11 protein-coding genes and 1 pseudogene are annotated in these 13,466 nt (G+C 43.0%); 5 read left to right on the top strand and 7 right to left on the bottom strand.

Features of this window, described 5'->3' with window-relative positions:
- The first annotated feature begins 570 nt into the window (after window positions 1–570).
- Window positions 571–1,512 (top strand): hypothetical protein, encoded by a 942-nt coding sequence (locus HC643_RS05245; RefSeq protein ID WP_050046403.1) that lies wholly within the window; start codon window positions 571–573, stop codon window positions 1,510–1,512.
- A gap of 152 nt (window positions 1,513–1,664) precedes the next feature.
- Here HC643_RS05245 and HC643_RS05240 read toward each other — a convergent pair whose 3' ends face one another.
- The 7 genes from HC643_RS05240 to HC643_RS05210 form a co-directional block, all read right to left on the bottom strand.
- On the bottom strand, window positions 1,665–3,176 hold the full coding sequence (locus tag HC643_RS05240) for an aldehyde dehydrogenase family protein (RefSeq protein ID WP_038105972.1): 1,512 nt from the start codon (window positions 3,174–3,176) through the stop codon (window positions 1,665–1,667).
- A gap of 174 nt (window positions 3,177–3,350) precedes the next feature.
- Window positions 3,351–4,145, bottom strand: a complete 795-nt coding sequence (locus tag HC643_RS05235) for an SDR family oxidoreductase (protein ID WP_050046404.1) — start codon at window positions 4,143–4,145, stop codon at window positions 3,351–3,353.
- A gap of 28 nt (window positions 4,146–4,173) precedes the next feature.
- Window positions 4,174–4,815, bottom strand: a complete 642-nt coding sequence (locus HC643_RS05230) for a nitroreductase family protein (protein ID WP_050046405.1) — start codon at window positions 4,813–4,815, stop codon at window positions 4,174–4,176.
- A 209-nt stretch (window positions 4,816–5,024) separates the two neighbouring features.
- Window positions 5,025–5,621 carry an IS630 family transposase gene (locus tag HC643_RS40750; protein ID WP_202048575.1) on the bottom strand — a complete coding sequence of 199 codons (597 nt, stop codon included), beginning with the start codon at window positions 5,619–5,621 and terminating at the stop codon, window positions 5,025–5,027.
- Window positions 5,573–7,021 carry an SDR family NAD(P)-dependent oxidoreductase gene (locus tag HC643_RS05220; protein WP_202048586.1) on the bottom strand — a complete coding sequence of 483 codons (1,449 nt, stop codon included), beginning with the start codon at window positions 7,019–7,021 and terminating at the stop codon, window positions 5,573–5,575. The genes HC643_RS40750 and HC643_RS05220 overlap by 49 nt, the downstream gene beginning before the upstream one ends.
- A gap of 186 nt (window positions 7,022–7,207) precedes the next feature.
- Window positions 7,208–8,227 (bottom strand): SDR family oxidoreductase, encoded by a 1,020-nt coding sequence (locus HC643_RS05215; protein WP_038077961.1) that lies wholly within the window; start codon window positions 8,225–8,227, stop codon window positions 7,208–7,210.
- 460 nt (window positions 8,228–8,687) lie between these two features.
- Entirely contained in the window at window positions 8,688–8,942 is a 255-nt protein-coding gene (locus HC643_RS05210) for a pentapeptide repeat-containing protein (protein WP_050046406.1), read from the bottom strand.
- Between the two features lie 338 nt (window positions 8,943–9,280).
- Between HC643_RS05210 and HC643_RS41225 the strand changes: the two are divergent.
- The 4 genes and pseudogenes from HC643_RS41225 to HC643_RS05190 all read left to right on the top strand — a co-directional run.
- Window positions 9,281–9,544: pseudogene (locus HC643_RS41225) on the top strand (hypothetical protein); the annotation flags it as partial.
- Between the two features lie 315 nt (window positions 9,545–9,859).
- Window positions 9,860–10,651: an ABC transporter ATP-binding protein gene (locus HC643_RS05200; protein ID WP_038077997.1), complete on the top strand. Its 792-nt coding sequence runs from the start codon at window positions 9,860–9,862 to the stop codon at window positions 10,649–10,651.
- An 81-nt stretch (window positions 10,652–10,732) separates the two neighbouring features.
- The gene (locus HC643_RS05195) at window positions 10,733–11,929 is read left to right on the top strand and encodes an acyl-CoA dehydrogenase family protein (protein ID WP_038077959.1); all 1,197 of its coding nucleotides are present in this window, start codon (window positions 10,733–10,735) and stop codon (window positions 11,927–11,929) included.
- Window positions 11,930–12,222: 293 nt separating this feature from the next.
- Window positions 12,223–13,293: a sulfonate ABC transporter substrate-binding protein gene (locus HC643_RS05190; protein WP_167844627.1), complete on the top strand. Its 1,071-nt coding sequence runs from the start codon at window positions 12,223–12,225 to the stop codon at window positions 13,291–13,293.
- Window positions 13,294–13,466 lie beyond the last annotated feature (173 nt).

The raw sequence follows: 13,466 nt of genomic DNA, 5'->3' as shown, positions 1-13,466 counted from the left end.
TACTGCAAGGGTGGAGAATTTTTGTAGTAGGGTTGAACGATAGTGAAACTCAAAAAAGCCTGTAAACGTTAGTTAGATTTCGTGCCTCAAACCAATCTATATATTTTTGTATTTTTAGGCAGAAATTAAGCAGTAATAGATGTAAATTTTATAAGTTATAAAACTTTTAAGTTGTGTATTTCCTGCAATATTTTTGTAAAAAGATGGTTTTATTCAACCCAAAACAACTATTTTTTGTTATACTTTTAACGTAAAAAAATTAGATAGGGATGAAAATTGAAGTAAATCTTTGTTATTTCAATTTATCTTCAAGAAGCTGTTAATTTTCAAATTAAAGTGATTTTAAATCAATTTTCTTGATAAAGTATTCATTGTATTCCAGAACACAAGTTGGCTTCTAATTCGAGACATTCTTTAGATGGAAGTTAGGTGGATTAGCAAGATTTATGCTTGTACTATACAGCGCTGATTTTCAACCTCTAACAGTCACAAAATTTGTTAGAACATATTGTCACGCAATCTTGACTATTGCCTTTCTTAAACATAGATTCAAATATCTACTAGATGATTATGCGTACTTCCTTTCTGTTGAGTCTCGCTATACTGCCGATTGTGTTTAGTAGTGGGTTATCAGCTCGAGCTGAGACTGCAAAATCTGCCAATTCACGGGCGATCGCTTCTGTAGAAAATCAAAAGCTGAGTTTTCCAAAAACCGCGCCCCAATCTAATTCCACTACAACGCTGGCTCAACCAGTCAGTCCGATCGCTGTTAATTCTGCTGCCAAGCCTATCCCAGGAAAGGCTCTGACTTCTGCTTCTGCTCTCTTGGCTAAGCCCTCTAAAAGTGTAGTTCCTACTATGGCTCAAGCTGATACGACTACGCCCGGTACAATTACACCAGGTCAAACCATACCCGGTACCACTACTCCAGACACGACTACACCAGGCACAACTACCCCAGACACGACTACACCAGGTCAGACTATACCCGATACCACTACTCCAGACACAACTACACCAGGTCAGACCATACCCGGTACAACTACTCCAGGCAGAACTACTCCAGATACTAATGGTGTTTCGCCAGGAAGATCTACCCGTTCTGGACCAAGCTATTTCGGGATTGGTGGCAACATTGGTTTGGGTTCAGGAGACACTGCTCTCGGCGAAGGTAGCTTTGCTATCTTTAGCAAACTTGGACTTGCAAGATCTTTTTCTGTGCGACCCAGTCTCTATGTTAGCGATGATCCAACCTTGCTGATTCCAGTAACATACGATTTATTACCTATAGGAGTGCCAGGAGGAGGTAGATTTAGTGTCGCTCCTTACCTTGGAGCCGGAGCAGCCATATCGTTTGGTGACGACACTTCAGTTGATTTCCTAGTCACTGGTGGTGTAGATGTTCCTTTGACACCCCAATTTACAGCAACGGCTGCCGTAAATGTAACGGCTTTTGATAACACTGCTGTAGGGCTGGTAATCGGTGTAGGCTACAACTTTTCAGGATTCTAAGTCAATTGCTAGGGGATGAGACACATTCCATGTCGTGGAAGTCCACTACGGTCCTTTTCAGATTGAAGTCCCCTTAGTCGTTACTATCGGCCGCGATCGTAACGAGCCTCAACGCGATCGCGGTTTTCTCTACCAAGAAACCTGTTAAGTTATTAGAAGGCATAGGTACGCGGAGTACGTTGCACTGTCACCCAACGATCGGTCGTGAACTCTGCAACTGCCCAACTACCACCAAACCGTCCGATGCCGCTATTCTTCTCACCACCAAAGGGAGCATTCGGAAGATCGTTGACCGTCTGATCGTTAATGTGCGTCATCCCTGCTTCCATTTGCAACGCAAAATGCAGTCCCCGTCGCTCATCGCGGGTAAACACGGCACTCGATAAGCCATACTCGGTGTCGTTGGCAACTTGCAAAGCTTCTGCCTCATCACGGACTTTAATAATGGGGGCGACAGGCCCAAACAACTCCTCCCGTGCCACGGACATCTGATTGGTAACATCGACAAAAATATGCGGTGGTAGCATTAGCCCGTCCGGATCGCCACCGAGCCGTTGACGCGCACCATCCTGATGTGCTGCTTGAATGTGCTTCATGAGTGAATCTAACTGAGATCGATCGACAATCGGACCAATTACGGTATCTGCATCATTTGGGTCCCCCATCTTTAAATTGCCGACGCGATGGACAAAGCGATCGACAAACTCATCATGCACCCGCCGATCTACAATCAATCGATTTACACTCATGCAGATCTGACCCTGGTTCAAGAATTTGCCAAATACGGCAGCATTCACTGCTAACTCCAAATCGGCATCGTCCAATACCACCAACGGACTGTTTCCACCCAGTTCCAGCGACACACGTTTCATAACCGGGCTGTCCATTGCCTGCTTTCCAATATGCCGACCTGCCTTGGTCGATCCGGTAAAAGTAATTACACGCGGAATAGAATGACCAACAAAAACATCGCCAATTTCATGTGCTGGACCTGCAACCACGCTAAATACGCCAGCAGGCAGTCCGGCTTCTTCATAGATCTTGGCAAGGATGAGACCGCCAGAAATGGGGGTATTGGAGGGCGGTTTTTGCACAACTGCATTACCCAAGGCGAGAGCAGGGGCAATCGAGCGATTGGCAAGATGTAGGGCAAAATCCCACGGGCTGACGACCCCCACCACACCCACAGGTTGACGATACACCCGGCTTTCCTTACCAGGTATATCAGAAGGCAGTAAATGACCTTCAGCCTGATAGGGAATTGCAACCGCTTGTTGCATGAGATCGTGCGCTGCCTGCCATTCCAGCATTGCTTTCGTGCGAGGGCTACCTGCTTCGCGGATCAACCAAGAAACGATCTCTTCACGACGAGCTTCCATAATCTCAACAGCACGCTGCATGACACGCGATCGCTCACTTGGCAACGCTTTAGCCCACTCCACCTGAGCTTCCTTAGCTGTCCGGTAGGCATCATCAATGTCTTGCTCATTTGCCGCCGGAATTTCCATAATTGTAGTTTGGCTGTATGGGTTGATTGGGCGTACTTTGTGTTCGGAGCGCCCCGCTATCCAACGTCCACTGATAAACAGGCGATCTAACCCCGTGTAAGGAGCAGGTGCATTATCAGTTGCGTGGGTTGTTCGGTTAGAAGTCGTTGCAGTCATTAAAAAATCTCCGTTGCTCTCGCCTAATTAAAAACGTGTAAAACAGCTTTCCTACCAAAGCATAGGTCTAGAAGTTGTTGTGCGATATCTCTCACGTGGCTGGGTCTAAGGTACTTCCACATCAATAAAGAAAAAGTTCAAGACTCCACAATTGAAAGTACTGTTTGTATACTCTCAAAGCATCTGAAGACCACCACTAACAGGTAAATACGCCCCTGAGATAAATCTCGCTTCCTCTGACGCTAACAACAAAATTGCACCTGCAATATCTTCTGGCAGTGCATTTCGTTTCAATGGAACCATTTGAGCAGAAGCGTCTTTGCGCTCTTGTGGTAACTGAGCCGTTGCATCAGTCAGCACCAATCCTGGTGCTACGACATTAGCACGAATTCCGTGAGGACCTAGTTCTAATGCAAGGCTTTTTATAAAGGCATCTAATCCAGATTTTGCCGTGCTATGGGCAGAGAACCCCCGATCGGGATAGCGAGACAGTCCACTGCTGACTGCAATGATGGAACCCCGGTTTTGTTCAATCATGGATGGCACAACTGCCTTGCAAGGAAAAAAAGCACCTTTGAGTTCTCCAAGCAGTTTTGCTTCAAAGTCTTCCCAGCGATAGTCTATGAAGGGAGCAATAGGAAACCCAGCATTGGCATTGATAACTAGCGTATCAATGAGACCAAACGCCTCTGCAACCTGTTGCACCATGACTTCCACTTGTTGAGGATCTTTAACATCTGCTTTAACGGCTAGCGCCTGACCTCCAACTGACTCAATCGCTTTCACCACTTGCCCAGCCGCTTCTTCACTGCCATAATAATTAACACCAACGGCGGCACCGTGACGTCCTAGCAATTTAGCAGTGGCTGCACCAATCCCGCGACTTGCTCCTGTAATCAGAACGACGCGATTGTTCATCAATTTGTAATTGTCTAAAATTTGCTCCCTTTGAGAGTGTGTAGCAACCATAGTAATTTCCTTTCACGCTGTTGAGTATTTAATGGCTCTTGACCAGTGGTGAGCGCTGGTTCCACCTGCTGGAGAAAACAAATTCTTCTAAGGGCTTGCGAGTACGGGGGGCTAACTCTCGTTGCAGCAGCCTCTGGGATAGAGTTTGTGGATCTCCTAAATAACCCAGTGCAATTGCCGCAACTGGCTCGTATCCTTCAGCAATGTCGTACACCTCTCGTACTTTGGGTACGTCAAACCCTGCCATTTGATGGATAAATAAACCCAATGCAGTTGCTTGAATTGCCAGGTTGGCTTCTGCCGTTCCGACATCGTGAAATGCGTGTCGGTTTTCCACACCATTGCGCTCAAAGTAAAGCTTTGCTACAGAAACTATTAGCACCGGGGCATTTTTCGCCCACTCTTGATTTCCTTCTGCTAAACAGTTCAATAGACAATGAAATTCAGTCTGGTTGTCTTTAGTAGCAACAATAAAGCTCCAAGGTTGTTCATTGAAAGAAGAAGCTGCCCATCGTGCTGCTTCTAAGACACTGCACAATTTTTCCGGCTCAACTGGTCGATCTGAGAAAGCCAGAGGGCTCCAGCGTTGCTTTAGCAATTCTTCGATTGGATATTGGGTATCCGATGTTTTGTCTGCGGTCAAACTGTTTTTAACAACATTGTTTATCATGCGTGTACCTCAATCCTACTTATCTCTATAGAAACCTGTTCATCATGTTTCTCAAAGGTGCTTACTGGAGCGATCGCCTCTTGGGGCTACTCCAAAGGAGCATTGTTCTTGACAGAACTGTACTCTGCCCTATCTCCATCTGCCTGGTCTACTGGAATCTCGTTGTTCCGCCGTGCTGCTCTGTGGCTCAGATACAGCAAATTCCGATGTTATGAGGTACAATAACAGCACTTAGTGAACCAATTTTTTAAATGTTGAGGATTCATCAAGTCGAGAGCAACAGAGATAACTTTATCAACCATTTCGGTTGTAGTTGGAGAAAAAGTACGTAAAAAAGATTTAAGTTGTGACCACCATAATTCAATGGGATTAAAATCAGGAGAATATGGAGATAAACACAAGACTTTTGCACCTACAGATTCAATCATTGGTTCGATTGATGCTAGTTTATGTGCCGGTAAATTATCCATAACTACTACTGCTCCCGGCCATAATTGAGGCAATAAGAACTTCTCAATAAATCCTTCAAAAGCTAGGCTATCCATTGAGTTATTTATTGTCATTAATGCCACAACTTTTTTAAGACTTATTGCTCCAATCACCGTAACTTTTGCTCCCCGGTAAAATGGCTTCATTTCATATACTCTTGTTCCCTTTTGTGAACGTGCATGCGTTCTTGCTAAACCCAGTATTACCCCTGTTTCATCTAAAAATACCAAGTTTTCTGGCTCTATCTCCTTGACTTTTTCCCAATATTCTACTCTGAGTTTTTGAACTCTTGGAGTTGCTGCTTGGCTACTCCGCAATGTTTTTTTTTGCGATTTAATCCTAATTTTTGTAAAGAACGACACATTGCCGTCTGACTCACCCAATTACCTGTCTTTGCCGCAAATAATTCACAGAATTCCACTATTGTTGCATCCGGATTCTCTGACACTAGTTCTCTTAACTCTAATTCCGCATTTGTCAGATGACTAAATCGTGGCTTACCCGGTTTTAATGGTTGTAAATTACCATGACTTTTTTGTTGCTTTACTAGCTTTTGTACTAAACTTTTGCTCACTGCAAATCTGAGTGCTACTTGACGAATCGAGATTTTTTCCTCAATATGCGCTGCCACTATTTTTTCTCGAATATCTACTGAATATGCTTTCATGACAGTATTATCTTTTGATTTTATTAATACTAACTGTACCTCATAACATCGGAAACTGCTGTAAGTTAACCAAGAGGGCGACAAAAATGAGTGGCTGTCTTTTCCAAAAGCACGCTCTTTACCAATGCCACCCGATGCAGGTAGCAACCAATTTACGAAACTGAGTAGATTGGAAAATAACCCTGGAAACAGAGCATAGAACTTAGCAGAAATCCAAGCTGGAAGCGGCACAATCAATTCTGCATCACCCCGTCGAGCCGCCGCTATGGTTTGGCGAGCAACATTCTCAGCGCTGGTCGAAATGAAGGGCAATGAATCGGCAATACTGAACCAGGCAAACTCTTTACGGTGCTGACCTTTCACAATGACATGCTCCACAACGCCTGTGCGGATGAAACCGGGACATACGGTTGTGACAGCAATCCCTTCTTTTGCCAGTTCTGTCCGCATCCCTTCGGATAGACCGGTTAAGGCAAACTTACTGGCACAATAGGCCACCATATGTGGGGAAACGACTTTACCACCAATCGAAGAAATATTAACAATCCGTCCAGCCTGCCGTTGTCGCATGGACGGTAGAACGGCATAAGTGGTGTAAAGCGGTGCCCAAAAATGCAACTTCATTGTGTCGTCGTAGTCCTCCATCGTCATGTCATCCATTGGACCCACAATGTCAGTACCTGCATTGTTAATCAGGATGTCGATCGCTTTGGAGCGATCGCGTACTTGCTGCACCATCTGCTCAACCTGGGTTCGATCTGTCACATCACAAGGCAAAGCCAGAACCTCTGCGCCTCGTTGTTCTAGCTCAGTACGCGCCCGTTCCAGTTCTGTTGTGTCACGCGCACAGATTGCCAACCTTACTCCTGCTTGAACCAACTGACGTGCCAGAACCAGACCTAACCCCCGTGAACCCCCTGTAATGAGTACGGTCTTGCCATTTAGATTGTATATTCTTTCCCGCCACCAGCGATCTAACAAAAGCGAACTTAGCAATGTACCGATGATGGCTGCTGTAAGAATAAGTAAATTCTGATAGTTTGCATTCATAAAATAGGTAGCTCCTGATGATTTTGCTTCGGGTCATTAGTAACGTATTTAAGGTTATGGCGTATTTTTCAATAAACTTAATGACTGAAAAATACGTCATAACCCGTGGTAGAAAACATCATTGCTTGGGTTAGCAATTGTTCAAAGGGCGTTGGGAATTAACAACCCACTTTTTAATTAACTAACCTAAATCAGTGCGCTATTTTTGAAGGCTTGTACTGCCAGCACTCCCAACGCTACAGTTCCTAAGGCTACAATACTCCACCTTGCTGTTGGATGTGTTGCTAACCACGTAGAAACGCTTGGTTGTGTTTTTTCGCCAAAATCACCATGAACCCGATTGAAACCTGAAATAGGCTCAATTAGATTGTCAGGCGCGTCTTCTGTCTTGGGTTCCGATGTCTTTTGCAACTTAAACCCTATTTGCACCAATAAAGCATCCATTAACTGGGGTGAAAGCCGTTGTAGGAAATTCATAACTTGTCCTGCATCGCCAACGACGATATCACGCGTTGGGTTTTCAGCAACATAAAGAATCGCGTCTGCTACAGCTTCTGGCTGATAGAACGGTGGTAGCCCCTGCGGTTTCACACCCAACTTTGTGCGGGATTTGTTAAACAAGGGCGTGTTAATTGAGGCGGGCATGACATTAGTGACGCTAATGGGCAATTTTTCGTGCATCAACTCAACCCGCAAAGCTTCTAAAAAACCATCGATTCCATGCTTGGATGCACCATAGGCACTGTGGAATGGAAACGATCGCCTTGCTTCTACTGAAGAAATATGAATCAGCGCCCCTCGCCCTTCGCGTTTAAGATGAGGTAATGCCGCCATCGCTCCGTACACCTGTCCCATTAAATTTATATCAATGACGCGCTTAAATTCCTCTGGAGTTGTCTGCTCAAAGGTAGCGTAAAGATTGACGGCAGCACAGTGTACCCAAGTATCGAGCTTTCCATATACTTGAATAGCTTTGTCTGCAATAGCTTTAACTTGCTCGAACTCAGACACCTCAGCGGGTACAGCAATTGCTTTGCCACCTATGTTCGCTATTTCGTTTACTAAGGATTCTAGCCCCTCTTGGCTGCGAGCAGACACAACCAGAGATGCTCCTTTTTTGGCAAATTTCCGAGCTGTCTCCCGCCCGATGCCACTAGAAGCTCCCACAATTGCGACAACTTGCTGATTTATCGGCTTGAGTTGCATTCTTTATGACTCCTTTAATACTGAGTTGCTTGAAAAAGAGTTTGTATCAGGTATAGGGTGTAGAAGTACAAAATAATTTCTAAATAGAGTTAGGCAGTACATGAGAATTATGATTGGCAAATGACTCATTATTCTCCTTACACTTGTACGAGAGCTAAGTATTGCCCCAGAAACAAACAAAGAGTAGCTCACCAAAATTGAAAATACTAAAACTTAATAAACCATAAATGAAAAAGCAATCTCAAATTTTTATTCAGTACAAAAACTTTTGCTTATAAATTTAAATACATAATTTAGTATATGCTTGATTTTGTAGCCCTAATAAGTATCATAGATGCCTCTAGATTTCCCAACTTCTACCAGAGGAATAGGTTCATTATTAAGTTAGCTTGTGTGTAGGGATACAGTTAAGTAGGTGCAGGTAAATAAACTAAAAATGACTGTATGAGAAGATAGCTATTTAATAGAAGAGCGTGCTAACAATACTCAAGTTAGCGGAAGCCAAATTAACTCCCCTCAAGTTAGCCTCACTCAAATCGGCACCACTGAGGTTAATCCCGCTCAAATCGGAAGTAATTCCCTGGCGATAGGGTTCGTCATAAGCCCCAACATCAAAGCGACGGTGGACACCACTAAGATTAGCTCCCTTGAGATCGACCCCGCTAAAATCTCTCTCTCCGGCAGCGTAACGTTTAAGCAATTCTTTACCGTTCATAATTTACTTTTTGTACCAATTAACACATATAGAAATAACCTACTAAACCTCTTCGATCCCAATACTACTTAGTTAAGCCATTGTTTCCTCCCCTACGCCCCCTGCTTGTCCTGATGAAAAATCTTGTTAACTCAAGCAGTATTGGAATGGGATTTAAGTTAACTGCATTTCCCCCCTCTAAATACTGCTTTTCAAGCAATCGCTCACCCATTGGAAATTCACAACTTATTAATATAGACGCTAAATGCCTTTCGTCTTCGCTTTTTTGCGTCAAGGATTCAGTGATATTGCAAAAATCTTAAAATCCTTAGTCTGCCTATTATGCGGCTGGAACTGTTCAATATCACATTAATGCAGATATCATGTATGCTCTGAAAAAGTATGTTGAAACGACAGGGGATGAGAAATTTCTCTTCAAAGAAGGGGCAGAGATGTTAGTCGAAACGGCTCGGATGTGGTAGAATATTAGGCTATTTTCTCAGCGAAGGGGCGGTCAGTTCTGCATTAATGGTGTTACAGGACCCGATGAGTACAACACTGTGGTCAATAACAATACCTACTGTGGGAATTCCGGTATCGGTAGAACTGAAACCTGTTTTTGAACTTGAGGACTGATTCTTGGTTTTGGTGCATTAACTCAGGCACAGCTCGATCGAGCCTTTGCAAAACTTAAAACATTCTCTCTTAGCACTAAAGGCGATCGCAGCCAACTGCGTTAAGTTACCGGTTATTCCGTGGTTTTTGAGAAACTAGTTTGTAATTTTTTACAAACTACACTTGCTTTTGCTATAAAACTATGCAAAATTATTAGAAACAAATTACGGCAACTTTATCAAATTACCGTATTTTTTAAGTTTAATAACACAGTAACTGACATAGAGTTTACACGATATACATTGTTGGAGGTCTTTTTTGAGATGGATTTTGAAACTCGTGGAATGCATTTAAAACTGGAAAGGCTAAAGAAGTCCTTTGGGGCAAAAACAGTCTTAAGAGGATTGGACTTGGATATCATGCCAGGAGAGTTTGTAGCCATTGTAGGTCGCAGTGGCTGTGGTAAGAGTACAATGTTACGCCTAGTTGCAGGGCTGGATGCTCCCACGACAGGGAAAGTGTATCTAGATGGAAATCAAGCGCACGGTCGTCTTAATTCAAAGGTGCGAATGATGTTTCAGGATGCACGCCTTTTGCCTTGGCAGAGGGTACTGGCAAATGTGGAATTGGGTTTGTTTAATTCAAAATCTAAAGTGTATGCAAAACAGACTGCCTTGCACGTTCTTCGATGTGTAGGTCTTGAAGATCGCGCTCATGAATGGCCATCTGTGCTTTCCGGCGGACAGCGCCAACGGGTAGCTTTAGCAAGAGCATTAGCTGGTAAGCCCTCGTTATTACTTCTAGATGAACCTCTTGGAGCCTTAGATGCTCTTACCCGTATTGAAATGCAGCAATTGTTAGAAGATTTGTGGCAAGAACAGAAATTTACTACCCTCTTGATTACCCATGATGTCGAAGAAGCCGTTGTTCTGGCAGATCGAGTGGTATTAATTGAAAACGGGGCGATCGCATTGGATCAAAGAATAGCCCTTCCCCGCCCCAGAGCAAGAGGAAACGCAGTGTTTGCTCAGACAGTGGAACATATTCTGCAACGCGTGATGGGTCAGCAGCAAGAACAAAAAAGCGATCGCGAGCTAGTGGAAGTGATTAATTAGCTCAAAAGACTGAGAGAACAAGAGTCATACCAATGCTCGATATCCAATTATCAGTCATTACAACAACAGAGGAATTGGTTAATGGTTCAACTCCTAGATACTCAAGAGTTTCAAACAGTCAAAGATTGGCTTGCAATTGCTTCTTCTCTATCTCAAGAACTCGCTAAAACAGCAGTTGAGCGAGACGCCCAAGCAGGATCTCCAGATGTAGAAGTGCAGCGACTGCGTGAAACTGGTTTATTGCCCTTGATAGTTCCAAAGGAATACGGTGGTATTGGAGCGACTTGGGTAGAAGCTTTGAAAATAGTCCAAGAACTTTCTAAGGCTGATGGATCTATTGGGCAGTTGTATGGTAACCATCTAAATCTCACAGCTTTAGGTTATGTTGCTGGTACAGCCGAACAAAAAGACAGGTATTATCGGGAAACTGCTGAGAAGAATTTATTTTGGGCTAATGCGATTAACACGCGTGACACCCGCCTAAAAATTAGTCCAGATGGCGCACATTTTCGTGTTGATGGTGTAAAGAGTTTTGGTACTGGTGTTGGAATCTCCGACTTGCGAGTGTTTGCTGCAATCCAAGATGGTGTTGAAGTACCGCTAACTTTTGTGATTCCCAAAGAGAGAGAAGGTGTCGTGTCTCTTCAAGATTGGGATAACTTTGGACAAAGGCGAACAGATAGCGCTACTTTTACATTTCATAACGTTTTGGTCTACAACAATGAAGTTTTGGGATATCCTACTCCTCCTGATAATGCTTTTGCTACATTTTTGGGAATCATCGCTCAATTAACAAAAACTTATGTATATCTTGGTATAACTGAAGGAGCTTTTACAGCAGCAAAACACTATACATCAACCCAGACAAAACCTTGGATTACTTCAGGGGTGGATAGAGCTACATTAGATCCTTATATTTTGCACAACTACGGTGAATTTTGGACAAAACTTCAAGCTGCTACCACCTTAGCCGATCGCGTAGCTCTACAAGTCCAGCAAGCATGGAATAAAGGAGTAGAGTTAACGATTCAAGAACGGGGAGAAGTTGCGCTCGCAGTTTTTTCTGCCAAAGCCTTTACAACCACAGTAGGGCTAGAAATTGTCAATAACATCTTTAATGTTACGGGAACTCGGTCTACTGCCAATCAATATGGCTTCGATCGTTACTGGCGGGATTTGCGTACCTTCACCCTTCACGATCCAGTAGATTACAAGTTTCGCGACATAGGGAATTGGGTACTAAACAATGAGTTACCGATTATTACTCAATACAGTTAACAGCGAGCAGTAATTAGTAACTAAAACATCACTTTTGCTTTTTCCTTTGCTCTTCCAACAAAGGGTGTTTTTAAACCACCCTTTTTCCTACATTTTAATTTTTTTAAGCAGCAAGAGATGTTACTTAGAATGATGAAAGTTTCAAGAGCAGTCATTGCGTTCAAAAGATGTTTTAACAGTATGAATGTTTAACTACTTTCCCCAAAGGACTGTTATTTGTTTTTAATTAAGAAGTTATAAATCTATGGAAAATTTCGACTAACTCAGGATTGTGATAACACTTAAAATAAATAATGGTACAATATACTTGTTATTCAAAAAGCGATCGCACACATATTTCATCTTTTTGGCTAACTCTTACAGCTTGTCTGTTTATGTGGGTATTGCCTCTAACAGGCTGTAGCTCGCCAAGTCGTAGCAATACTCAGCCTCAACAAACCAAAGGCAACTCCAAGCTAAAAGTAATTAACATCGGTCATCAAAATGGAACTCCAGGTCTGAACCTTCTAAAAGCAAGGAAAAATTTAGAACAGCGCTTTATCTCAGAAGGCATTGCTGTTAAGTGGATCGAATTCCAAGGCGGTCCACCTATGATGGAAGCGATGGCAGCAAATAGTGTAGACATAGGTAATGTCGGTAATTTGCCACCGATTTTTGCTCAAGTGGGAAATAATCCCATCGTTTATGTTGCGGCTACGGGTTCTAATGCAGGTGCTCAAGCTATTATCGTCAAAAAAGATTCACCTATTAAAAGCCTTGCCGATCTAAAAGGAAAAAAAGTTGCAATACAGAAGGGAACCGCTCTCCATTACTTAATTTTAAAAGTGCTGGAGAAGGCGGGATTAACTCTCAATGATATTCAACCTGTTTACCTCAGCATTCCAGAAAGTCAAGTAGCTTTTGAAGGAGGTAAAGTTGATGCTTTGCCTATTGGAGATCCATATCTAGCTAAGAAAGAGTTAGCACAAGAAATACGCGTTCTTGTTAGGGGAAATGAAGTTGCTCCTCAACGAGCTTTCTATATTGCTACACGCACTTTTGCAGAAAATCATCCCGAGCTTGTACGGGTGATATTAGAAGAGCAAAAAAAAGCGGAAGAATGGGCAAAGGCTAACCCAGGTGAAGTTGCCAAGTTATTAGCAGAGCAAACTAAATATGACACCACTGTTGTGGAATGGGCTTTAAAAAAACGGCCTTATTTTGGTGTATTTGATATGACTGATGAGTATATTAACGAACAACAACAAGTAGCCGATCTGTTTTACAATCAAAAGCTGATTCCAAAACCAATCCAAGTTAAAGATGATGTATGGGTAGCTCAGTTCTCAAAAATTATCCCAAACACTTCTTCTCAGAAAAATTAGATTCTGAATTATCCTTCTTAAATAGGAAATCAGAGAACATTCAGTTGTAATTTATACTTTGTATGAAAAAGGAACTCAATTATGGTAGCCTCTTCTAGTGTTTTCAAATTGCAACTATTTCCTAAGAAAAAGCCACGGCGGGTTGAGGATGAAGTTTTGCTTAGCCCCATAAA

The organism is Tolypothrix bouteillei VB521301 (assembly GCF_000760695.4).
Classification (GTDB): Bacteria; Cyanobacteriota; Cyanobacteriia; order Cyanobacteriales; family Nostocaceae; genus Scytonema; species Scytonema bouteillei_A.
The sequence above is the reverse complement of the archived record's forward strand: the minus strand, read 5'-3'. Positions and strand labels throughout refer to the sequence as shown.